General features: G+C 48.8%; 20 protein-coding genes. 12 read left to right on the top strand and 8 right to left on the bottom strand.

From position 1 onward, the window contains the following. Position 1: 1 nt before the first annotated feature. Positions 2-1,009, bottom strand: coding sequence for an aminoglycoside phosphotransferase family protein (locus tag KGF88_RS00240; protein WP_162014584.1), 1,008 nt, complete (start codon positions 1,007-1,009; stop codon positions 2-4). Between the two features lie 120 nt (positions 1,010-1,129). Here KGF88_RS00240 and KGF88_RS00235 point away from each other — a divergent pair, with 120 nt between their 5' ends. Genes KGF88_RS00235 through KGF88_RS00210 form a run of 6 tightly spaced genes read left to right on the top strand, consistent with a single transcriptional unit; the run spans position 1,130 to position 7,727 of the window. Then, complete coding sequence (locus tag KGF88_RS00235) at positions 1,130-3,409, top strand: LPS-assembly protein LptD (protein WP_153826787.1); 2,280 nt, start codon at positions 1,130-1,132, stop codon at positions 3,407-3,409. Between the two features lie 13 nt (positions 3,410-3,422). Next, complete coding sequence (gene surA, locus KGF88_RS00230) at positions 3,423-4,715, top strand: peptidylprolyl isomerase SurA (RefSeq protein ID WP_153826788.1); 1,293 nt, start codon at positions 3,423-3,425, stop codon at positions 4,713-4,715. 4 nt (positions 4,716-4,719) lie between these two features. Beyond that, the gene (pdxA, locus tag KGF88_RS00225) at positions 4,720-5,700 is read left to right on the top strand and encodes a 4-hydroxythreonine-4-phosphate dehydrogenase PdxA (protein ID WP_153826789.1); all 981 of its coding nucleotides are present in this window, start codon (positions 4,720-4,722) and stop codon (positions 5,698-5,700) included. Further along, the gene (rsmA, locus tag KGF88_RS00220) at positions 5,697-6,506 is read left to right on the top strand and encodes a 16S rRNA (adenine(1518)-N(6)/adenine(1519)-N(6))-dimethyltransferase RsmA (protein ID WP_153826790.1); all 810 of its coding nucleotides are present in this window, start codon (positions 5,697-5,699) and stop codon (positions 6,504-6,506) included. The genes pdxA and rsmA overlap by 4 nt, the downstream gene beginning before the upstream one ends. Then, positions 6,499-6,867 carry a Co2+/Mg2+ efflux protein ApaG gene (apaG, locus tag KGF88_RS00215; RefSeq protein ID WP_153826791.1) on the top strand — a complete coding sequence of 123 codons (369 nt, stop codon included), beginning with the start codon at positions 6,499-6,501 and terminating at the stop codon, positions 6,865-6,867. Before rsmA ends, apaG begins: the two co-directional genes overlap by 8 nt. Before the next feature lie 11 nt (positions 6,868-6,878). Continuing rightward, positions 6,879-7,727 (top strand): symmetrical bis(5'-nucleosyl)-tetraphosphatase, encoded by an 849-nt coding sequence (locus KGF88_RS00210; protein WP_153826792.1) that lies wholly within the window; start codon positions 6,879-6,881, stop codon positions 7,725-7,727. Positions 7,728-7,794: 67 nt separating this feature from the next. On the opposite strand, the gene tyrS is transcribed toward KGF88_RS00210, so the two are convergent. Then, positions 7,795-9,000 carry a tyrosine--tRNA ligase gene (tyrS, locus tag KGF88_RS00205; RefSeq protein ID WP_153826793.1) on the bottom strand — a complete coding sequence of 402 codons (1,206 nt, stop codon included), beginning with the start codon at positions 8,998-9,000 and terminating at the stop codon, positions 7,795-7,797. 191 nt (positions 9,001-9,191) lie between these two features. On the opposite strand from tyrS, the gene KGF88_RS00200 reads away from it, so the two are divergent. Together KGF88_RS00200 and KGF88_RS00195 are read left to right on the top strand one after the other, a co-directional pair. Then, a complete protein-coding gene (locus KGF88_RS00200; protein WP_375152909.1) occupies positions 9,192-10,496 on the top strand; it encodes a peptidoglycan DD-metalloendopeptidase family protein in 1,305 nt (434 codons plus the stop codon). Then, positions 10,496-11,635 carry an anhydro-N-acetylmuramic acid kinase gene (locus KGF88_RS00195; protein WP_153826794.1) on the top strand — a complete coding sequence of 380 codons (1,140 nt, stop codon included), beginning with the start codon at positions 10,496-10,498 and terminating at the stop codon, positions 11,633-11,635. The genes KGF88_RS00200 and KGF88_RS00195 overlap by 1 nt, the downstream gene beginning before the upstream one ends. Here KGF88_RS00195 and pepQ read toward each other — a convergent pair. The 3 genes from pepQ to KGF88_RS00180 are packed head-to-tail and all read right to left on the bottom strand — an operon-like array spanning position 11,632 to position 14,158. Beyond that, positions 11,632-12,948 carry a Xaa-Pro dipeptidase gene (gene pepQ, locus KGF88_RS00190; RefSeq protein ID WP_153826795.1) on the bottom strand — a complete coding sequence of 439 codons (1,317 nt, stop codon included), beginning with the start codon at positions 12,946-12,948 and terminating at the stop codon, positions 11,632-11,634. The two genes, KGF88_RS00195 and pepQ, sit on opposite strands and share 4 nt — an antisense overlap. 60 nt (positions 12,949-13,008) lie before the next feature. After that, the gene (erpA, locus tag KGF88_RS00185) at positions 13,009-13,353 is read right to left on the bottom strand and encodes an iron-sulfur cluster insertion protein ErpA (protein ID WP_153826796.1); all 345 of its coding nucleotides are present in this window, start codon (positions 13,351-13,353) and stop codon (positions 13,009-13,011) included. A 58-nt stretch (positions 13,354-13,411) separates the two neighbouring features. Next, positions 13,412-14,158 carry a DUF6776 family protein gene (locus KGF88_RS00180; RefSeq protein ID WP_153826797.1) on the bottom strand — a complete coding sequence of 249 codons (747 nt, stop codon included), beginning with the start codon at positions 14,156-14,158 and terminating at the stop codon, positions 13,412-13,414. Between the two features lie 89 nt (positions 14,159-14,247). Between KGF88_RS00180 and KGF88_RS00175 the strand changes: the two genes are divergently transcribed. The 3 genes from KGF88_RS00175 to hemL all read left to right on the top strand — a co-directional run bounded on the left by KGF88_RS00175 (position 14,248) and on the right by hemL (position 17,088). Then, on the top strand, positions 14,248-14,676 hold the full coding sequence (locus KGF88_RS00175; protein ID WP_110075881.1) for a CopD family protein: 429 nt from the start codon (positions 14,248-14,250) through the stop codon (positions 14,674-14,676). Between the two features lie 79 nt (positions 14,677-14,755). Next, on the top strand, positions 14,756-15,772 hold the full coding sequence (locus tag KGF88_RS00170; RefSeq protein WP_110075882.1) for an aspartate carbamoyltransferase: 1,017 nt from the start codon (positions 14,756-14,758) through the stop codon (positions 15,770-15,772). A gap of 32 nt (positions 15,773-15,804) precedes the next feature. Then, a complete protein-coding gene (hemL, locus tag KGF88_RS00165) occupies positions 15,805-17,088 on the top strand; it encodes a glutamate-1-semialdehyde 2,1-aminomutase (RefSeq protein ID WP_153826798.1) in 1,284 nt (427 codons plus the stop codon). Here the strand turns inward: hemL and mrcB are convergent. Genes mrcB through pepB form a run of 3 tightly spaced genes read right to left on the bottom strand, consistent with a single transcriptional unit; the run spans position 17,080 to position 23,109 of the window. After that, the gene (gene mrcB, locus KGF88_RS00160; RefSeq protein WP_153826799.1) at positions 17,080-19,344 is read right to left on the bottom strand and encodes a penicillin-binding protein 1B; all 2,265 of its coding nucleotides are present in this window, start codon (positions 19,342-19,344) and stop codon (positions 17,080-17,082) included. The genes hemL and mrcB overlap by 9 nt on opposite strands. Continuing rightward, complete coding sequence (gene hrpB / locus KGF88_RS00155; protein WP_153826800.1) at positions 19,341-21,806, bottom strand: ATP-dependent helicase HrpB; 2,466 nt, start codon at positions 21,804-21,806, stop codon at positions 19,341-19,343. The genes mrcB and hrpB overlap by 4 nt, the downstream gene beginning before the upstream one ends. A 13-nt stretch (positions 21,807-21,819) precedes the next feature. Then, positions 21,820-23,109: an aminopeptidase PepB gene (pepB, locus tag KGF88_RS00150; protein WP_153826801.1), complete on the bottom strand. Its 1,290-nt coding sequence runs from the start codon at positions 23,107-23,109 to the stop codon at positions 21,820-21,822. A gap of 70 nt (positions 23,110-23,179) precedes the next feature. On the opposite strand from pepB, the gene sfsA reads away from it, so the two are divergent. After that, positions 23,180-23,905, top strand: a complete 726-nt coding sequence (gene sfsA / locus KGF88_RS00145; protein WP_153826802.1) for a DNA/RNA nuclease SfsA — start codon at positions 23,180-23,182, stop codon at positions 23,903-23,905. The last annotated feature ends 31 nt before the right edge of the window (positions 23,906-23,936 follow it).

Below are 23,936 nucleotides of genomic sequence, written 5' to 3'. Positions count from 1 at the left end.
TTCAAGCTGATAACTCCTGTAACGCGGGTTGTATGGCACGCGCCAACCAGCGTTGATACTCGCTAAACTCTGGATACAAGCCTGCAATATCATGCAGATAACCCACGGTACGCGGAATATCAGCTAAATACCCGGCTTTACCATCACGGTGATAAAGTCGTGCAAATATCCCAGCGGCTTTGGTATGTCGCTGCAGTCCCATCAAATCGAACCAACGATGCCATTGTGCTGCCGACACTTGTTGAGAAATAAGGCCTTGTTGCTGCAAATGCAAGTATAAGTACTGACTCAATTCTCGCACTTGCGCCAGCGGCCAGCGCACATAGCAGTCACGCAAAAGGCTCACAGCATCGTAGGTAATAGGTCCCACCACCGCATCTTGAAAGTCGATATAGGCCAGTTGTTGTGGTCCAAGTACCATGATGTTGCGGGCATGAAAATCGCGATGCACACCCACTTGTGGCTGCTCTAACGCATTGGTAACCAAGGTATCGCAAAACTCTTGCCATAAAAGCTGTTCTTCGCGGCTTAGTTTTAGTTGCAGGTGTTCAGTCACAAGCCAGTCATGAAATAGCGCTAATTCGCGCCGTAATAGCGCTTCATCGTAACAAGGCAAGGGCCCAAGTTCAGTGCTAGTGACTGACATCAAGGCCATTAAATCCTGCAATGCCCGCTGATACCACTCGCTCATGTTGGTTTCTGTTAACTCCGAGAGCAGTAACGTTGAACCAAGATCCGAGAGCAACATAAAACCCTGCTCTTGATTTGCTGCAATCACCTCGGGTACCGTCACACCTGCGGCTGCATAACTGGCTGCTATCGCCATAAATGGCTGCAATGATTCTTGCGGCGGCGGTGCATCCACCGCAATTAAGCTACGCTGACCATCACTGGTTCTAAAGTAGCGTCGAAAACTGGCATCCCCTGATACCGGTTGTAAACGTCTTTGCGCATGCCCGGTGATAGACTCACACCAAGCTTGCAGTGCTATTTCTCGTTGGTTTTCCACATGAACCTCATGGCAACTGATTGGTTTTTACAGAATATCAAGTGTAGCAAATGGCGGCCGAATAAAAATTGCTTTATCATACCCTGCACATTGTGAAGGATAACTCGGAATCAAAGTTACATGAGTAAATTGTTACAGACATGGGTTTGGGCGATAGGCCTATGCAGCATTGCGCCAGTATGGGCGCAATCGGCGCAACCCAAGCAACCCTTGCCGATGGGTGTCTGTCCGTTGCCGACCGAGTTATTTCAACCCCCCATAGAGCCGATTGCAAACTTGCCCAAAGGCGCTATCGGCGTACGCTCAGAGCGTTCTGATCTAGATTATCGCACCGAGGTTGCCTCATTCTTTGGTGATGTTGAAGTACAGTTGGATAACCAACAACTGCGTACCGAACAAGCGCAAATTAATCAGCAAAGTGGTGCTATTAACGCCAGTGGCCGCACGCGCTACACCAATGGTTACGTGCAAGTAGAATCAGAAAATTTTCGCCTAAACTCAGCTGAAAACCAAGCTTATATTAGCGGCGCTCAATATCAATTAGTAGCGTCTGGGGCGCGTGGCAAAGCCGATATTTTATCCTTATCGCCACAATCGGTACGATTAGAAGGCTCTACTTTCACCACCTGTCCAACCACGGACCCGGCCTGGCAGTTAAGCGCTCGGACCATTTCTTTAAATGAAGACGAAGCTTTTGGGGAAGCTTGGCATGCCAAATTTGAATTATTTGGCGTACCTGTTGTGTACATACCTTACATGAGCTTTCCGATTACCGATGAACGTAAATCTGGTTTTCTATTTCCAACCGTGCGTTCATCGCAAAAAAATGGCTTTGAATTAGAAGTACCTTATTACATCAATATTGCTCCGCATATGGATGCAACCATCACGCCGCGCTACATGGCCGAACGCGGCTTGCAAATGCAGGGCGAATTTCGCTTTCTTACAGCAAGCAGTCGCGGCCAATATAATCTAGCTTTGCTGGAGAATGATAGCAGTCGTACTGGTGATAATTCGCGTTTCTTATGGCGCGTAGAACAAGAACATACTTGGGGTGAAAATTGGCGTGCCTATGCCAATGGTACCTTTATCAGCGACGATGATTACCTCAACGACTTCGGTAGTGATTTTGCTGGCCGCGCCGATGCACAATTATATCGGCACGTGCAAGTGGATTATTTATCGGAGCAATGGCAGGTAACGCTACGCAGCGAAGACTTTGAGCTACTAGGTAACTTTCGTTCACCCTATCGAACTCTGCCGCAAATAAGCAGTTACTACACCTACACGGGCCCCTTTGGTCTTGATTTTGACGTCTTCTCTGAGCTTAGCCACTTTCGCAATCAGGAACTCAGTTCAGATTACGCCACTCGGCTGCATTTAGAGCCGCAAGTTCGTTTTTCACTTGAGCAACCGGGTTTTGATTGGCTGGCAGAGCTTGGCTATGCTTACACTTATTATGACCAGAATGAAGATCTCGATCGAGGCCTGCTAGAAAACCCAAGCCGTGGCATGATGAATTTCCGCTGGCGCGGACGTTTGAATTTTGAACGCCAACTAGAAATTAACGGCGCCAGTTATCAACAAACCTTGCAACCGCAGATTCAATACTTATACACCCCTTATCGAGACCAAGCGGGGATCGGTATTTATGATTCGACGCTGATGCAAGACGACTACCAAGGCTTATTTAGAGCCCGGCGCTTTTCCGGACTAGACCGGATCGCCGATGCGAACCAAGTCGCCGTGGGTGCTTCTACCAGCCTATTCGATAGCCAAGCGCGTGAGCTTGCTCGCTTGAGCCTGGCGCAAATTTACTATTTTTCGGACAGCGAAACCCAATTGCTCGAACAACAAGGCGCCATCGCCGCCGATCGTTCAGATTTAGCCATAGAAACTCGCTTTAGATTAAACAATCGCTGGTATGTTGATAGTGCAATTCAATACGACATGGAACTGAATAGCACTCGTAAGAGTCAGACCTCGGTAGAATACCGTAAAGACTCGAAAAACTTGATGCAAGTAAGTCATCGCACCGTCACCAGTATTCTTGACGATAACATCGAGCAATTTGGTATGTTAGGTGTGGTTGAACTGAGCCCGCGTTGGCAGTTAGCCTCAAATTGGTACTACGACTTGCATCACAACCGTACCAACGACGCGCTGATTGCGTTACAGTACAGTGATTGCTGTTGGGCCATGCGTGTTAGCGCCTATCGCCGCATCGACCGCAGTTTTGAATTTTTTAATGGGCAACCGGTAATTGGCGAACCGGAATTTGATACCGGCGTGAGTTTCCAATTCATAATAAAAGGGCTGGGTAGTGATAATCAAAGTCTGCTAGATCTGCTCGAGCAGAGCTTGTTTGGTTATCGTCAACCATTCCACTTAAGCAACTAGGTAGTAAGTATTCATGAGTAAACTGGTTAAATTAGTCGTCGCAGTAGCATTCACAGCTGTTACATCCATGGCTGTAGCACAACAGGTACTTGACCGTGTTGCTGTGATCGTCAACGAAGGCGTCGTATTAGAAAGCGAAGTGCAACAACTCCTTCGCGAAGTTAAAAATAACGCTGCAAACAGAGATGCGCAGTTACCAGAAGACAGCGTCTTGCGAGTTCAAGCCACCGACCGTCTGGTGATGCAGCAGTTGCAATTACAAATGGCGAGCCGGATGGGTATCACTATTTCTGATACGCAATTACAACAGACTATCCAAAATATTGCCCGTGACGAAGGCATGAGTGTTGATGAGATGCGTGGCCGGATCACCGCATCGGGCACTCCTTGGGATGATTACCGTGAAAGTGTTCGTAAAGAAATCATCACCGGTGAAGTACAGCGTGCTGCGGTTCAACGTCGCGTGTACATCTCACCACAAGAAATCAGTGGTTTGGTTAATTTATTAACTGAAGCCAGCGAAGAAGAAGTGGAATACCGTTTAGGCCACATCTTAGTAGGTATTCGCGATGGTGCTAATGCTGACGAAGTTCAAGAAACTCGCGACCGCGCCGAGCAACTCCTGAAGTTACTCAATGATGGTGCGGATTTTGCCCAAGCAGCTATCACCTCGTCATCAGGTTCACGGGCATTAGAAGGCGGAGACTTGGGCTGGATGAACATCAACGCTATGCCGACCCTATTTGCTGAAGTTGTACGTGGTAAAAAGAAAGGCGAATTGGTGGGCCCGTTGCGTAGTGGTGTTGGCTTTCATATCCTCAAAGTAACCGATGTGCGCGGTGTTGAAGCTGTTGAAATTGAAGAAGTGAAAGTTCGTCATATTCTAGTTCAGCCATCGATTATCTTATCTGAGCGACGTACTGAAGAAATGCTCGCTGAGTTTCGTGAGCAAATTCTGGCTGGCGAGGCTGAATTTGCCGACCTTGCTCGTGAGCATTCTGCCGATCCAGGTTCTGCCGCTAACGGTGGCGAGCTAGACTGGAGTGAGCCAAGTATTTATGCCGAAGAGTTTGCTTACCGAGCGCGCACCCTGCCGGTTGGCGAACTAAGTGCTCCATTTAAAACTCAGTTTGGTTGGCACATTATGGAAGTAGTAGATAGACGCGTACAGGATGCTACTAAGCGCAGCCAAGAAAACCGCGCCTATCAGTTACTCTTTAGCCGTAAGTACCAAGAAGAATTAGAAAACTGGCAACAAGAAATTCGTGATCAAGCCTATATTGAAGTAGTTGACCAAGAAGGTTAGAGCTATGTCTGTGCCTCGTATTGCGTTTACTCCAGGCGAACCGGCCGGGATTGGCCCTGATTTAGCCGTGCGGTTAGCGCAATACGAATGGCCCGTGGCTTGGATAGCCATTGCTGATAGCAACATGCTGCAACAACGGGCTGCGGCATTGGGACTACCGCTACAGATTATTCCTTACGACCCTCACCAAGCTCCCCAGCCACAAGCCGCAGGAACACTAACCGTCTGTCATCTTGCCTGCGCTGCTAAGGTGATCCCACAGCAGCTTAATAATGCTAATGCCGACTATGTGTTGGCTACCCTAGCTCGCGCTGGACAGGGCTGTATGACCGGCGAGTTTGCGGCTGTTGTAACCGGCCCCGTCCACAAAGGCGTAATTAATGACGCTGGTATAGCCTTTAGTGGCCACACGGAGTTTTTTGCAGAACTAAGCCAGACGCCGCAAGTAGTCATGATGCTAGCAACTGAAGGCTTACGGGTTAGCTTAGTAACCACGCACTTACCTTTAAAAGAGGTTGCTGAGGCAATCACTTATGACAAAGTATTGCGCGTTATCGAAATCATTGATGCCGACATGAAGCAAAAATGGGGCTTAGCGCAACCACGCATTTTAGTCTGTGGGCTTAATCCACATGCCGGTGAACAAGGCCATCTAGGGCGTGAAGAATTAGACCACATTATTCCTGCGATTGCCGCAGCACAGCAGCAAGGTATTGCCGCGAGTGGCCCCTACCCTGCCGACACCGTATTTCAGCCCAGTTACTTAGCGCATGCCGATACCGTATTAGCGATGTACCACGATCAAGGTTTGCCCGTGCTAAAATACCAAGGCTTTGGTAACGCCATAAACATTACGTTAGGCTTACCCTTTATTCGAACGTCGGTTGATCATGGCACGGCCTTAGATCGAGCGGCAACAGCAAACGTAGATATCAGTAGCGCCAAACTCGCTTTAACGACCGCTATTGACATGGTAAATCGATGACAAAGACACATTTAGGACACCGCGCTCGTAAGCGTTTTGGACAAAACTTTTTACACGATGAGTTTGTGATTAATGACATTGTAGATGCCATTAATCCACAGCCAGGCCAAGCCCTGATTGAAATCGGTCCGGGCCTTGCAGCTCTCACTGAACCGGTAGTGGAGCGCAGTCAACACTTGACCGTGGTGGAGCTCGACCGTGACCTTGCCGATCGGCTTGAACAACATCCGTTTTTGGCCAGTAAGCTTAACGTATTTCGTGGTGATGCATTAAAAACCGATTTCCGTCAGTTCTATCAAGGCCAACCGCTACGCGTCTTTGGTAACTTACCCTACAACATTTCTACGCCGATTATTTTTCATTTGCTAGAGCATCTAGAAGTGATTGGCGATATGCATTTTATGCTACAAAAAGAAGTGGTAGAGCGGCTAGCGGCAGAGCCCAATAGTAAAGCCTACGGACGTATTAGCGTTGCTATTCAGCAAGCCTGTGCCGTAGAGCCGGTGCTGATGGTGCCGCCAAGAGCCTTTATTCCGCCTCCTAAGGTAGAGTCTGCCGTGGTGCGTCTTACTCCTTACACTGAGTCGCCTTACCCGGTCCACAGCCGTAGCGACCTACAAAAAGTCTGCTTGATGGCATTTAACATGCGCCGCAAAACCATCCGCAATAATCTCAAGCAGCTTTGCACTGACGAGCAATTAGAGCAACTTGGCATCGACCCTAATGCTCGCCCAGAAACACTCAGCGTGGCAGATTACTGTCGCTTAGCTAACTGGTATACGGAGCAACAACAAGCCCATGAGTAAGATTCTTATTTCTGTAACCACGCAATATTTAGCAGCACAATCGGTAGCTGCCGATGAGCAATATATGTTTGCTTACACCATTACTATAGAGAATCAATCGACCGAGACGGTGCAACTACTAAAACGCTCCTGGAAGATTACCGATGCCGAACATAAAATCACTCGAGTAGCTGGTGATGGCGTGGTAGGGCAACAACCACAATTGGCGCCAGGTGAAAGCTTTAGTTACACCAGTGGTACTGTGCTGGCGACTCCGATTGGTACCATGGAAGGCTTTTACACCATGAAAGGTAGCAAGGGTGAGTTATTCGACGTACAGATCCCTTCGTTTCGCCTTGCCATCCCCAATATCATCCATTAAGTAAGTCGCCGATGAGCCGCTACATTGTTGGTGACATCCAAGGCTGTGCAACCGAGCTGAAGTTGTTGTTACAGCAAGTAGGCTTTGATCCTAGCTTCGACCAGCTTTGGTGTGTTGGTGATTTGGTTGGGCGTGGCCCAGATTCTCTCGCTTGTCTGCAATTTCTTCACGATTTAGGTAGCAGTGCCAAGGTCGTCTTAGGTAATCACGATCTGAACCTGATGGCGATTTTAGCGGGGGTACGCGCAGCTCATCCTAGCGATAAACTCGACGCCATCGTGGCGCTTCCCCAGCTTGAACAACAGCACTGGCTCGCTTGGCTAGTGCAACAGCCCTTAATGCTCACCAGTAACGATGGTTTAGTGATGAGTCACGCCGGTATCTATCCGTGGTGGTCCTTGGCTGAAGCACAGGATTATGCTGATGAAACTAGCTCCGCGTTACAACAAGCCTGGCAACAGCAACAACTTGGCGAGTGGTTGGCGAGTATGTATGGGAATGAGCCAAATCGCTGGCATCCGGATCTAAGCGGTGCGGACCGACATCGTTTTATCATCAATGCGCTTACTCGGATGCGGTATTGTCGTGTGACCCCCAGCTATGATTACGGTGAACTTGAGCTGACTTGTAAGACCGCACCACAGCAACAGCGACATCCTAGCGATTTAGTCCCTTGGTACGAGCTGACCGAGGTCACCGATAACTGCTTGGTGTTTGGCCATTGGGCGGCGCTCATGGGGCAGACCCAGCGCGATGATGTGATTGGTTTAGATACGGGTTGTGTCTGGGGCAATCAGCTTACGCTGCTGCGCTGGCCGACGGGGGAGATCGTTAGCTTGCCTTGTCAAAGTGACTGCTAACAGCCACAGCGAGGCTTGCACAAAACACACGCCAGGCCGAACCTTACGGCACGACCTGGCACACCCATTACTTCACGCTAATACGCGCGAACTTGCGTTTGCCTACTTGATAAACTGCGGTGCTACCAGCGGTCACAACGAATTTGGTATCTTCCACTTTCGCGCCGTCTATCTTCACCCCACCCTGTTTGATCATCCGCATCGCTTCAGAGGTGGAGGCTACTAGGTCAGCTTCACGGAGTAAATTAGCAATGGCGATACTGCCTTCAGCAGCCACTAACTCTAGCTCAGGCAGGTCATCAGGAATCGCATTTTTACTGAACCGCTGCACAAAGTCTTGCTCGGCTGCATCTGCCGCAGCAGCATCATGAAATCGAGTGATGATTTCTTTAGCTAACAAGACTTTATAATCACGTGGGTTAGCACCATCAGCAATCGCCTGCTTAAAGCCCGCAATCTCTTCCAAAGGACGGAAACTTAATAGCTGATAGTAACGCCACATTAACTCATCAGAAATTGACATCATTTTGCCGAACATATCGTTGGCAGGCTCAGTAATACCAATATAGTTACCGAGTGACTTCGACATCTTTTGAACGCCGTCTAAGCCTTCTAATAATGGCATCATGATCACTGTTTGCGGCGCCATACCTTCTGCTTTTTGTAGCTCACGCCCCATCAGTAGATTAAAGCGCTGGTCGGTACCACCTAATTCAATATCGGCTTTCAGGGCAACGGAATCCCAGCCTTGTACTAACGGATATAAAAATTCATGAATAGCAATCGGCTGTCCGCCGGCATAACGCTTTTTAAAATCATCACGCTCTAGCATCCGTGCCACCGTTTGTTGGGCAGCTAATCGAATCATGCCCGCTGCGCCTAAATCATTCATCCACTCAGAATTAAAGCGAATGATGGTTTTAGCTGGGTCGAGGATCTTGAATACTTGTTCTTTATAGGTTTCTGCGTTCGCCAGCACATCTTCGCGCGATAGTGGCTTACGTGTGACGTTTTTACCGGTAGGGTCACCAATCATGCCGGTAAAGTCACCAATCAAGAAAATAATTTGATGACCTAAATCTTGCAATAACCGCATTTTATTAATGAGTACCGTGTGACCTAAGTGTAAATCCGGTGCGGTTGGGTCAAATCCAGCTTTAACCACTAAGGGTTTACCACTGGCTAATTTTTCTTTAAGTTCTTCAGCTAAAAGAATTTCTTCGGTGCCTCGTGCAATTTCAGCAAAGGCTTCTGCAGCAGATACTGCCTTCATTAACTTTCTCCTGACAGGATGATTCGACCGATAATCACCGCATTGTATGCTATTTAATGCAGTGTTTTAAGCGCAATTAACCGTAAAGTAGCTGGAAAAACGTCGCTCTTCGTATTATTCTGCCGATAATGATTGACAAAAATAAAATTGCGCTAACAGTTCGAGACTCTATGACATCACTTGCAAAGCGAATCACAGCCCTGCTTGCGCGCCTGCCTAGGCGTCATCAAGTTATGCTATCCGTTGCTGGCGGTGTAACCCTGCTAGCTATGCTATTACCCTCAGAGCCGGCCACGGCTTCGCGGCATGTCAGTGAGCCCCAACTAGGCCAAGCAGAGTTGATTCTCGGCCAGCGTTATCCATTGCAGTTACAGCTAAATGAAGCGAGTAGCAACGTAGCTCCTAGCTACGACGATATTCGTTGGAGCGGTTATGAAGTGCGTAGCGGTGATAGTTTAGCGCGTATTTTTGATCGTATGGGACTAAGCCCACAGCAATTGTATCGGGTCACCCAAGATCAACAAGCCGCCAAAATCCTGACTAATTTACACCCGGGTGATACCGTGCGGTTTGCCCGCGATAGTCAAGATCAGTTGGTGCAAATTGCTTACCAGTTAAACGAAACCGATACCTTAGTTGTCACCCAGCAAGAGCAAGGCTATGTAAGTAGCATCGAGAGCAAAAGTGTTGAGGTTAGAACCAGCTTTGCCCACGCGACCATTTCTAGCAGCTTCTGGAACGCAGGTATAGACGCCGGCCTTACCGATGGCCAGATTATGAGTATTGCTGACATGTTTGGTTGGGACATCGATTTTGCGCTAGATATCCGCGCCGGCGATGAATTCAGTATTTTGTTCGAAAAGAACTACGTTGATGGTGATTTTGTTGGTTTTGGCCGAGTCTTGGCGGCCGAGTTCGTAAACCGCGGCCAACATTTTCAAGCCTTTCTACACGATAATGGCCAATATTACACCGCCGAAGGGCGCGCCATGCGTAAATCCTTTTTACGCTCGCCGGTAAAATTCAATTACATCAGCTCTAACTTTAATCCACGCCGACTGCATCCAGTCACAGGCCAAGTTCGTGCCCACAATGGGATTGATTATGCTGCAGCTACCGGTACTCCGGTGATGTCCTCGGGGGATGGTAAAGTTATTGCCAGTGCCTACAACAATCTCAACGGTCACTATGTATTTATTCAGCATGGTGAACGCTATGTCACCAAGTACCTACATCTAAGCAAACGCTTGGTGAAAACCGGGCAGCGCGTCAAACAGGGTGAATTGATTGGTCGTGTAGGTGCTACCGGCCGTGTTACTGGTGCTCATTTACACTATGAGTTTTTGGTCGATGGTGTGCACCGCAATCCGCGTACAGTCAAATTCCCTCAAGCGGAATCCTTGGCTAAGAATGAATTGCCTATCTTCAAGAATCTGGTGGGTGAGCGATTGGCCATACTTAATGATAATAAGCGGTTCTATTTGGCGATGCGCTAATGGCCGCAGATCTTTATCTTGGGCTTATGTCAGGTACCAGTATGGATGGCCTAGACATGGTCGTGGTGGCTTTTGAGGAGCACCAGATTGAGCTTCTACATCATCGCCAATGCCCACTGCCAAAAGAGCTTGTTGAACGTTTAAGCTTATTGTGTCAACCGCAGGCACTAGCCGATGAATTACATCACTATGCCCTTGCCGATAGAGCCTTCGCTGAATTCTGCGCAGCCGCCGTAAACCAATTTCTCGCTGACCTGCAACTAGCACACACTGATATTTGCGCTATCGGCAGTCACGGACAAACCGTGCGTCATGCTCCCTCCGCACAACCAAGTTACACCTTACAACTGGGTGATGCTAATACCTTAGCTGCGTTAACTGGTATTCCCGTGGTTGCTGATTTTAGACGTAAAGATATTGCCTTAGGCGGGCAAGGTGCTCCTTTAGTACCAGCATTTCATCAGGCTTTGTTCAGTAGTTCTGAGCAACCGCGGGCGATATTAAATTTGGGGGGTATAGCCAACGTAACTTGGCTGCCAGGCCCTGCTAATGGGGTCATGGGCTTTGATACGGGGCCAGCAAATACACTACTTGATGGCTGGTTTAGACGTTGCCATCCAGAGGCTCCTGATAGCTTTGATCGCCATGGCGCTTTTGCCGCCCAAGGCAAGGTTCAGCAGGATTTACTGGATCACTGTTTGGCTGATGACTATTTTGCCAAGCAACCACCGAAAAGCACCGGCCGTGACGATTTTAATCTCACGTGGTTAGCTACGCGGGCGCAGTTAACAGGACGACAATTATCTGAATTCAAGCCTGCCGATGTGCAAGCAACCCTGATTGAGTTAACCGCACGCTCCGTCGCCCAAGCAATAAACAGCTGGCTGCCGAACTTACCAGAAACCTTATTTGTTTGTGGTGGGGGAGCTTACAACCCGTTACTAATGAGTGCCCTAACCGCCGCTTTACCTCAGTGTCATTGGCACTCGACAGCTGTGTTAGGAGTAAACCCTCAACATGTAGAGGCTATGGCTTTTGCTTGGTTAGCTCGTTGCTACCTAAAAAAACAGCCGGGAAATCTCCCAGCTGTTACCGGTGCTAGCCGCCCAACTATTTTGGGCGGTCTCTTCTTACCTTAATGGTTAGCTAAGCTAGCGAAAGCATCACGAGTTAGGTTTTCGTTATTGCCGTCTTCGCCAACAACAATGCTATCTTCAATGCGCACGCCGCCGTATGGGCGTAGCTCGTCAATCCGCTGCCAATTAAAGTCGTTGTTACCAGCATGGGCTTCCAGCAACTGATCGACCACGTATAAACCCGGTTCAATTGTAAATACTTGGCCAGCCTCTACTTCACGTAGTAAGCGTAAAAACGGATGGCGTGGATCACGAGCAATAGCATCACCACGATCATTGGCTAAGAAACCGCCGACATCATGCACTTGTAGGCCGATAAAGTGGCCCAACCCATGCGGGAAGAAAGCACTGCTATAACCTTGCTCGTAAATACTTTCAGCTGAGCCTTTCACAAAGCCAAACTCACTTAATACTTGGGCAATCTTTAAGTGTTGAGATACGTGAAGTTGGTAATAGCTAATACCCGGTTTAATTTCACTCAGCAAGGCTTGCTGTGCATCATCCATCGCGGCAATCAGATCCGCAAAGAAGCCGCTCTCACGGGCATAGGTTCGGGTAATATCAGCACAGTAGCCTTTATAGAGGGCGCCAGCATCAATCAGGAATGAGCGCGCTTGTGCGGGGGCTTTTGTTTGATACATATCGTAATGTAAGATCGCTCCATGCTCGTTCAGAGCCACAATACTATTGTATGGCAACTGGGTTTCGCGGGCGGCAATCGCAGCTAGATAGGCATGATGAATTTCTAACTCACTGGCGCCAGCAAAAAATGCATCACGAGCGGCTAAGTGAGCGGTAGCTGCCAATTTATTGGCTGCTCGCATATTCTCGATTTCCCAGCTGGTTTTAATAGCACGGTGGAAGTGTAAATGATCGATCAAAGCTTGAGGGTTACGTGCCTTTACCTGCCAACTTGCCACTGGCTCAGCAAAATCCTCACCAATGAAAGCGGCCGCTGCTAATTTGTCGCCTAGCCAAGCCGTCATTTTTTCTTGCTCATCAATCACGACTAACTCAACGTGCTGTTGCCACTCTTCATGAGGAACTTCAGCTTGAGCATGCCAAAAATCACGTGGTTGAAATAAAAACACGACTGGCTTTTCACCCACTTTGTAATAAATCGCGCTTTTAGGACTTTCTAGTACGGGTATCCAGTATTTGAACAGAGGATTAACTTTGTAGGGAGCAGCATTGTCGTCAAGAAATGCTACACGCGGTTGGCCCGCATAAATCAATACCGAATCGAAACCTGTTGCAGTTAAAGCTGCATCAAATCGTGCTTGGACGGTCGCAATATGGTTTGCGTATGAACTCATAACACACCTCGCCTGTAAAATGTCGCAACATCTTACCGCAAAGCGAGGTGTATCTCATCCTCAGATGGAGAAACTTGACCCACAACCACAGGTAGTGGTCGCATTTGGGTTATCAACGAAGAATCGCGCGCCCTGCAAGCCTTCTTCATAATTAACCACACCACCAACTAAATACTGCAGACTCATAGGATCAACCACTAAGGTCACACCGTTACGTTCGATTTCAGTATCACCAGGATTGCTCTTTTCATCAAAGGTAAAACCGTACTGGAAACCAGAGCAACCACCACCAGTTACATAGACGCGCAATTTTAAGGCTGGATTTTCTTCTTCAGCAATAAGTTTCTTTACTTTGTTGGCCGCAGATTCAGTGAACTGAATAGGCATTGCTGCTGTGTCACTCATGATGTTGTGTACCTCTTAGAAATTCTGACCGCTATTTTCGCTTACCTGAGTAAAAGGGTCAAGTATTGTCGCTGCTATCGCCAGCTTTGCTAGCCGTTGGTCGCGCAGCCAACAAGTCGGCCCAATAAAAGCTACGACTTAAGTTTTGTTTGCTACCGCTAACGTTCACCACCACATCAATCCGTTCGGGAAGAAAGCCCTCGGGCACCACGAAATCGCCGGCTTGAACGGTAAAGTAGCGCATGCTGAATTGGCGGTCTTTAGCTTCCACGTGCGCCAGTTCCAATAGGTCGTAACTCTGTGCTTGATCTTGAAGGCGTCCACTTAATCTAATTTCAATTGAGCCTTTGGTTAAATTACGTAGACGGTCCATTTGTACAAGGGCGAGCCTGAAATGAAAATGGCCGGGGCTGCGGTTAGGCTGTAATTCAAACGAATCAACCATCACCCCACTGGCCTCTAATTCAGGTGCCATAATTTTTTGATAAAAGGCTAACTCACGCCGAAGCGCAAAGTTCTCGTCTTGCGCCATCAACAGTTCTTGCTGCAGACCTTTACTGGCAGCCTGCTCAATGCCCAATTCTACTTGTGCAATATGTTGCTGATAATCAAACCGTTCGGTGCGTTCATAGAGCTCAGCTATGGTTGTTTGCTGTTGTTGTAGTTGCTGCTGTAACTGCACTAGATGCCAATTGCCGCCCCAATAACCAGCCGCAACGCCAAGGCCAAGGACCACAGCTAGCACCAACCAACCGCCAAATCGGTGCAAAAGGCTGGCAATAATAATATTCTGCTTCTCTTTCATAGTGACACTTCTTATGATGGAACTTCGCCATGCTACGCAGGCCGCGCTTGTGGCGCAACCAAAAATCATCGCAGTTGAACGAGGATTAGATGTCTATTTTACTCATTAAAGCACTACACATTGCCTTTATGGTGGCTTGGTTTGCTGGCATTTTTTATCTGCCGCGCCTCTTCGTCTATCATGCCCAGAATACCTCTGAAGAGGTTAATCAGCAGTTTAAGATTATGGAACGACGGTTGCTTTATTTTGTCACGCCATTTGCATTGTTAACGCTGATTTTTGGCTTATGGTTGATGTGGATTTATGGTGGTGCTTGGCTCAAAGCTTCGGGATGGTTACACGTTAAGCTCGTGATCGTTACCTTACTGTACGTTTACCATGGCTACTGTTTTAAGATTTTGGCTGACTTTAAACACCAACGGAACACTCGCAGCCATCGCTTTTATCGGGTTTTTAACGAAGTGCCCGTGTTAGCTCTGTTTGCCATTATTATTTTGGCGGTGATGAAGCCCTTTTAAGCGCTCCAGCATTCTTTTTAACCACAAAATCTGCTAGAGTAGCCCTCCAGTGTTTACCTTCACTGCAGGGCTACCCATCATGAATTTTACCGGTTCTAATATCCTTTCAGTCGAGCAGTTTGACCTCGACAGTATTCAGCAGATTTTTGCCACGGCCGATCGCATGCAGCCATACGCACGTAGGCAAAAACGTACCAAAGTTCTCGATGGTGCCATCTTAGGTAATTTATTTTTTGAAGCTTCAACCCGTACTAGGGTGAGTTTTGGTACTGCGTTTAACCTGCTCGGTGGTGAAGTTCGTGAAACCACTGGTATGGAAAGCTCAGCGCTGGCCAAAGGCGAATCTTTATACGATACCGCCCGAGTGCTGAGTAGTTACAGCGATGTGATTGCCATGCGCCATCCTAAATCAGGTTCTGTTGCCGAGTTTGCGCAAGGCAGTCGGGTGCCTGTTATCAACGGCGGTGATGGAGCCAACGAGCATCCTACCCAAGCCTTGCTAGATCTCTACACTATTAAAAAAGAGCTGGCTTACCATGGTCATCTTATTGATGGGATGCATATTTGCATGATGGGTGATTTAAAATACGGGCGCACCGTGCACTCGCTGTCACGCTTACTCGCACTCTATAAAAATATTCGTTTCACCTTGATTTCGCCCCAAGAATTGGCCATGCCTGATAGTGTGTTAGCCGTGTTAGACCAAGCCGGTCACCGTGTCACTATCACGGATCAAGTCAGTGGTAGTTCAGATGCTGATATTGTTTATCAAACCCGGATTCAGCAAGAGCGGTTTACTACGCCTCAAGAGGCTGATCAATATCGCGGTAAGTTTCGTTTAAATAGCGAAATCTATACCAAGCACTACAAACCTAATACCGTTATCATGCATCCTTTGCCGCGCGATTCACGCGCAGAAGCAAACGAACTAGATAACGATTTAAATCAACATCCTAACCTTGCTATTTTCCGCCAAGCGGACAACGGCGTGCTGATTCGTATGGCGCTCTTTGCACTAACGCTAGGGGTAGCCGAGCAGGTTGAAAAATACGATTGCGAGGTGAATTGGTACAGCGATAAACGCAACTCGTACTAATTCGCTATTAGCTGTTAAATAAGAGGAAACTCATGTCTCGTTCTGATGAATTATTTGCTCAAGCTCAACAAAGTATTCCCGGTGGCGTGAACTCGCCGGTACGTGCCTTTAATGGCGTAGGTGGCTCTCCAATCTTTATTGAAAGTGCCGATGGCGCCTATATGTTTGATGCTGATGGCAACAAATACATTGATTATGTGGGCTCTTGGGGGCCGATGATTCTTGGCCATAACAACACTGCAATTCGCGAAGCGACTCATGCTGCTGTCGATCGTGGTTTAAGTTTTGGCACCCCTACCCCTAACGAAATCACTATGGCTGAGCGCATCAAGCAAATCGTGCCATCGATTGAGAAGGTGCGCATGGTGAATTCCGGTACCGAAGCTACCATGACAGCTATTCGTTTAGCCCGTGGTTATACTGGTCGCGATAAAATCTTGAAATTTGAAGGCTGTTATCACGGTCATGCTGACGCGTTATTAGTGAAAGCTGGCTCGGGTGCATTAACGCTGGGCGTACCTAACTCACCTGGGATCCCTGAGGACTTTGCTAAGCATACCTTAACGGTAACCTACAATGATTTAGCTTCGGTGAAACAGATTTTCGCCGAAGTTGGCGACCAAATCGCAACCATCATCGTTGAGCCCGTAGCCGGCAACATGAACTGCATTCCACCGGTACCAGGTTTTCTTGAAGGCTTACGTGAGATCTGTGATCAATACGGTAGCGTGCTGATTTTTGATGAAGTAATGACAGGCTTCCGTGTGGCTCGTGGCGGTGCGCAAGAGTACTACCAAGTTATCCCAGATTTAACCACCCTAGGTAAGGTTATTGGCGGTGGCATGCCAGTAGGTGCCTTTGGCGGTAAACGTGAAATCATGGATTACATTGCTCCTGTTGGTCCCGTCTACCAAGCTGGCACCTTATCAGGCAACCCAGTGGCTATGGCGGCCGGCTTAGCTGCCTTAAACCAATTGGATGACGAACAGCTGTATCCTGGGTTAACAGCCAAAGTTGAACAATTAGTGAATGGCTTGCAAGCCTTAGCTGACGAGGCTGGTATTCCATTTACCACCAACCGCGCTGGCTCGATGTTTGGCTTTTTCTTTAGCAAAGAAGCGCAAGTAACAAGTTACCAGCAAGCTACCGAATGCAACATTGAGCATTTCCGCAAGTTCTACCATAGTATGTTGCGCCAAGGTGTTTACTTAGCGCCATCAGCGTTTGAGGCTGGTTTCATGTCAGCAGCTCACACGGACGCTGATATCGAGGCCACACTAGCAGCCGCTAAGGTCGCTTTCGCTGAATTAAAATAAGCGTTGCCACCAGCTTTTCTTTTCTACTGTGCCGGAACACCCTTGGTCTTCCGGCATTGTTTTAAAGCGCGCAGGTACGCGTAAGCCAGCCTCACAATCGTCGGGAATTGGCACCCCAAGCTGGCGATGAAAATTCACCACAGTCACTGTAGCTGGCATCTCTAACTGCAGCGGTTGTGGTTTAAATTGCTGTAATAAGGCTGCTACCACAGGTAACGCGCCTCGACTACCTGTAAGTCCTACCGGCTGATTATCATCTCGCCCTACCCAGACACTAAACACATGCTGCTGATCGTAGGCGACAAACCAACTATCACGATAATCATTGGTAGTACCGCTTTTACCAGCGAGCTGTTGCGAACCAACAAGCTGCGCTAAGGTTTTGCCGGTGCCTTCGTTGATCACCCCCCGCAGACCATAATTGATTAAATAGCCAACCTCAGCACTGAACACCTGTTGGGCTGTTTGCGGCGAACGTTGGTATAAATTCAACCCTTGGTGATCCGTCATAGCGGCAATCGCGGCCACCGGTCGATGTTTGCCTGACTGCGCCAACATGGCATAGATTTCACTCACTTGCAGCGGCGACAGTGCCACCGACCCCAACGCTAGGGCAGGTACCTCAGGTATTGGGGTGTCCACACCGGTTGCCTGCAACATCGCCACCAATTGCTTAATACCTACTTGTTGAGCTAGCTTTACGGCGGGCACATTACGTGATTGCACCAAGGCATCATAAACCGATAAATCACCCAAAAAAGTTTCGTCATAGTTTTGTGGTTGCCAATCGGCTTGTCCTTGACGTGGCACCACAATCGGCTCATCGCGAATCACTTGCCCTAGTTCTAGACCTTGATGCTCAAACGCGGCAGCATAAATCAGTGGTTTAACCAGGGAACCGACAGGACGCATCGCATTTAGGGCGCGGTTAAATCCTACCGCTCGAGGCTGCCGATCCCCCACCACCGCAGCTATCCCCGCTTGCTGATGGTTAACCACCACCACAGCTCCTTGCAATAGTGGATCTTTACTGACCTGTGCCAGTTGCTGTTGCAGTGCTTGTTCAGCCGCTTGCTGTGCATTGGGGTCAAAGTAAGTGAACACTCGCAAACCCTGTTGCTGCCAATTATGAGGTAACGCAATTTGGCTCAGTTCTTGCTGAACGCGTTCTAAATAATGAGGCAGTCTGGCCTTAACTAATTGTCCTGAACCAGTTGGCATCAGCTTAGCTGCTACTGCCATCTGATAGCTGTTGGGGTCTAGCAAATTATGCTCAAGCATTAATTGGAGGATCATATCTCGGCGCTCTAGCGCTCGTTCTGGATAGCGCCTTGGGTCATAATAAGAAGGACCTTTAATGACTCCAACCAATAACGCGATATCGGAAGCTGTTAGTTCTTGAACTTGTTTACCAAAATACAGGCGACTGGCTAAGCCAATTCCATGAATCGCCGAGCCTCGGTCTTGCCCAAAATAAACCTCATTCAAATAGGTTTCTAAGATTTCATTTTTACTAAAGCGATAATCAATAATAAGCGCCATCAGCGCTTCATTTGCTTTGCGCCACAAACTACGCTCGCGGGTTAAGTATAAATTTTTAACCAGCTGCTGAGTGAGTGTGCTGCCACCTTGTACCGTCCGCATCGCTATCAGATTGGCTACCGCTGCACGCGCAATCGAAGAGACTGAGATACCAGCATGATGATAAAAATCTCGGTCTTCAACTAACAGGAGAGTTTCAATCAGTAAGTTTGGCACCAACTCTAACCCTACCAACAACCGATCTTCATCACTGCCACCAGCTAAACGCCCGAGTAGCGGTGCTTCTAGGCGAAACCTATTCAGTGCTCGGCCATCGGGTAAACTCTGAATCCCACGGATGCCGCCTGCTGCAAATTCAAGTCGCACTCGCCGCGCCATTGCCGGACCATCAGCAAAGTCAAACGGACGCCGATAGATGGTCAGGCTACTACCGCTTTGCTGATATTGCCCTGAATCGGTGATCTGCGTTACCCGTTGATAACTCAAGCGCTCCAACTCAGCAATCACAGTCGGGGCTGCAATAGTGCTCCCTGGCACCAGCTCTAAACTGCGAGCATAAACCAGTGCCGGGGCTTGAAAGCGATTAGAGCTAAAACGCTTGGTTAACGAAGCATCAAGATAAATGAGGTAGCCCGCTACCAGTACTAGTCCGATCAATGCCAGCTTTAACCCAGTGATGAGTAAATACCTAAATACAGCTCTGGTACGGGTCATTCAAGGTGTCTCTTTGTTTTATGTGTCGCCATGGCTAAGTGTGGCTGATCTGGCCATGGATGTTTGGGATAGCGGCCTTTCATTTCTTTTTTTACCGCAGTATATGCGTCATTCCAAAAGCTAGCTAAATCGGCGGTTCGTTGCAACAATCTGCCCGCCGGAGAGAGTAAATCTATGGTAAGGGTGACTTGTCCGAAGCACAGTGTTGGTGACACTGGTTCACCAAACATTTCTTGTAATTTAACCGCTATCAGTGGCGTTGCCTGGGTATAGTCAATCGTTTGTTCACGGCCGCTAGGCAAGCGCAATTGACTGGGACAAGCTTGCTGTAAGAGTTGCTGCTGAGAGTAGTTCAACCGAGCTTGCAAAGCCGTAAGTGGACGCCACTGGGTTAGCTGCTGCAAACTGGTAATATCTTGCCAATAGGGACTCGCCCAGTCAGCTAAGCTAGTTAGTAAATAAGCCTCAGAAAAACTCGGCCACTGGGCTTGCTGGGCCGCTGGTAAATGCTGTTCTAAGAGCCGTGCTCGCGCCAGCCATTGCTGACAGCTAGCACTCCAACCCAACACAGCCAATCCCTGTTGCTGTACATAGTCGCGTAATGCCTGTATCCGTTGCTCCGCACTAGGCAGCTGAGCTACTGGTTGCGGATTAAACTTAATCGCTCCCAACTGCTGCCAACGAGTCGTTTGTAAGCGCTTGCTCGGCCCACTCCACGTGGTTTCATCGTAACTACTGATGGTTAACGCTGGATGCGTTAAATCTGCCTCAGTTAATTCTAGCGCAGCACCAATAATAGCATCCGCTTGGCCTTCGCTGAAGTTGACTGTCAGTACTAACAGCCAGCGGCTAGGTTGACGTAAGTCTTGATGATGAAAACTGGCACCACCGCCATAGGCTAGTAGATATCGATCACTCTTAGCTCGCTGTAAGCCCACTCGATCAGCAAAGCCCCACAGCAATATTTCTGCAAACGCACTGGGCGGAAGTAGGCGCTCACTAGCAGTTATTCCTAAGCGTTTTAACCAATACTGATAGCGTTGTTGTTGGGCGCTATTGAATTGAGCCAGCGGCTGCGGAAACTGCTGCGGTTGACGCGGTAGCTGCTCCAGTTGCGCGATTAAATAGGCCACTGTCGCCCGGTAGCTGGCTGATTGTGATTGTGCATGAGCTATGATTCGCGCTAAACGCGGGTCACTCCCCAACTCACTTAGCTGTTGACCGAGCGCGGTTAAACGTCCGTTCTCTTGCACGGCCTGCAAGTTAACCAATGCTTGCTGCGCAGCGGCTAAATTGGCTGCCGACGGAGGGGTAAAGAAGCGCAGTTGGGCAGGCTCACTGCCCCATCGCTTGCACTCTAGTAGCAGCGAGGTTAAATCTGCGGTTTCAAGTTCTGGCACTTGATAATCACGCAAGCCATGCTGATCTGCTTCAGCCCACACTCTAAAACAAACCCCGGCCGCCGTTCGTCCAGCACGGCCAGCTCGCTGCGTAGCAGAAGCCTTGCTAATCCGCCGGGTGACTAAGCGACTAACGCCATGTTGGGGATAATAAAGAGCTTGGCGCTCACGACCGCTATCCACCACTACATCTACCCCAGGAATGGTCACACTGGTTTCAGCAATATTTGTCGCTAAGATAATTCGCCGTTTACCTTCGCCTTGGCGCCCTCGTAAGACGTCACGCTGTGCTGCCGGCGCTACTTGCCGGTGTAGTGGATAAACTTGCCACTGCTCCTGCAACTGCTCATTCAAGGAGCGCGTAACATACTGAATATCAGCAAGCCCAGGCACAAATACCAGCACATCTTGTTGTGCTACTTGGCATGCTTCTTGGATAACTTGAGGTAAATGCTGCTGCCAACGGCTACTGGCAGGAGGTGGTCGATAATGAATGCTGATGGGATACTGACGCCCTTCACTGCGAAGAATCTGGCAATCTACCCCAGCTTCGCTAAGCCAAGCCGCAATCGGCTCTGCTGGTAACGTGGCCGACATCACCAGTACACTTAAGTCAGGTCGCAATAGGAGGCTTTCTTGCAACATTGCTAGGCCCAAGTCACTCGCCAAATTCCGCTCATGAAACTCGTCAAAAATCACCATACCCACCCCGGCTAGCTCCGGGTCTTGTTGCAGGTATTGAGTAAACATACCCTCGGTAACAATGAGCAACCGAGTGTGTTGGTTAAAGCGAGCCTCGCCGCGAATGTGGTAACCTACCGTTTGCCCCACGGGTTCATCCAGCTGTCGAGCCAGATAGGTTGCAATGGCAAGGGTTGCTAGCCGCCGCGGTTGCAACATTAAAATGCGTTGCTGAGCGAGACTAGGCTGCTGCAACAACGCCAGTGGCAACAGTGTCGACTTGCCCGCCCCTGGCGGGGCTTCGATGACAACTCGAGCCGCCGGTAACAACTTTACCAAAGGTTCAATTAAAGCTTGTACCGGCAACTGCTCTGTGGTCATTTACGCTTACAAATCAGTTTAACAAGGTGGCCGCAATAGTACGGAAGCCCAGCGCGGTGGCGCCCGCCGCACACATTCCATTAGCACTACCATGATACGCCGCAGCAATGTCAAAATGCAGCCAACCCGCACCTTCATTCGGCGCAAAACGCAATAAAAAGCCAGCGGCATTACTTGCGCCACCAGCACCACCACCTTTTTGCGGACGGCTATTGGCGGTATCTGCAAAAGCGGATGGGCAATTATCACGATGCCATGGTTGCAACGGCAAACGCCAGAGTAATTCTTGATTAGCCGCAGCTGAGTCTAGCGCCTGCTGAGCGTAGTCATCATCAACACTAAATAACGCATTGTACTCAGTACCAACAGCAACCTGCGCTGCGCCCGTTAACGTGGCTGCGTCAATGATATGCTTGGCATTAACTTCAGCCGCATAAATAAGGCCATCGGCTAGCACCAAACGTCCTTCGGCATCAGTGTTGACAATCTCTACTGTGGTGCCATTTTTATAAGTAATGATGTCACCTAACTTATAGGCGCGCCCATCAATCAGGTTTTCCGCACAACACAACACCAATTGCACTCGTTTGTTTAGGCCCTGTTCAATGGCATATCCTAAAGCACCTGCTACGGTTGCCGCGCCACCCATGTCGCACTTCATTGCTAACATGCCTTCGCTAGACTTAATACTTAGGCCACCGCTATCAAAGGTGATCCCTTTACCAATCAATACTGTGTCTACCTCAGCTTTTGGGTCCTTGCTTGGGTTGTAGTCTACCACCAGCATCACCGGTGGCTTGACGCTAGCTCTACCCACCGTATGAATACCCATACGTTGCTCAGCCAATAACTCATCGCCAACCACTTTGCGGACACTAATAGCTGCTGGTGCCAACTCGGTAAGTTTATCAGCCACACGTTGGGCAAGGGCCTCAGGATAGATGGCCTCGGGCGGTAAATTAATTAACTCTCGCACCCAATTTGCATGCTTCTGTAATAAATTAAGTTGCTGCTCATGGTTGGCCCACGTGATCTTATTTTTGCTAAGAGTGTCCGTAAAGCCTTTAGCGAAAGCCCATTGCTGCTCTAAGTTCCAGTTGTCACCCCGCAAGCTAACAGCATTGATTCCAAGATTATCTAATTGGCGGCCGGCCCGCTGAATTTTACGTAAATCGTTAGCTTCATTGCCAGTTAACGAGATCACGGCGCCGCGTTCATTCATGATGACCGCGGCAGAAGCCTTCCAACCGCCTGTAGTGGTGGTGCTTGCGGATTCTAAAAAGACAGGTACTGTGCTAGACATGCGATGTGGCTCCCAGTATGTTTGCGTGTTTAGATGGTGTCTATCGTACTTGAGCAAGATGGGGCTGACAATGAAGTTTATCAAGGTACTTAAGCCGGCAACCTTAACTAAACGTTACCAACGCTTCCTAGCAGATGTGGAGACTGCCGATGGTAGAGCCTTTACCATTCACTGCCCAAACACTGGTGCCATGACCGGTTGTGCCGAACCCGGCATGCGGGTATGGATGAGCGCCTCGGATAATCCTAAACGTAAATATCGCTACACTTGGGAACTCGCCCAAAGCAGCGCCGGTCACATGATCTGCGTGAATACCCAGCAAGCCAACAAGATTGCTGGCGAGGCTTTAGCTGATGGCGTGATTCCGCAACTGGAGGGGTTACACGAACTGCAAGCGGAGCAGAAATATGGTTACGACAACCGCCGCATTGACTGGCTGGGTCTGGATAAACATGCGCAAAAAGTCTTTATTGAAGTAAAAAGTGTCACCTTAGCTGAGCATAATCAGGGCTATTTTCCCGATACTGTTAGCCAACGGGCAACGCAACATTTACGCAGTTTGATGGATATGGTTAACGATGGTCATCGGGCGGTAGTGCTCTACGTGGTCTTGCATAGCGCTATCGAACAGGTCACGGCAGCTAGCCAGCTTGATCCAAACTACGCGCAGATGTGTATTGAGGCGGCAAAAATAGGAGTTGAATTTTACGCATTGGGGTGCCATATCAGCCCGAGCGAAATCACCGCGACAACAACCTTGCCGGTGATACCTGTTAGCAGCAGTGCAAAAAGTTAACTTTTGTTTAAATAAAATTGCACCGCCGATT

This window comes from Idiomarina loihiensis, from assembly GCF_024584785.1.
Lineage (GTDB): Bacteria > Pseudomonadota > Gammaproteobacteria > Enterobacterales > Alteromonadaceae > Pseudidiomarina > Pseudidiomarina fusca.
This window is presented reverse-complemented; position numbering and strand designations above follow the sequence as displayed.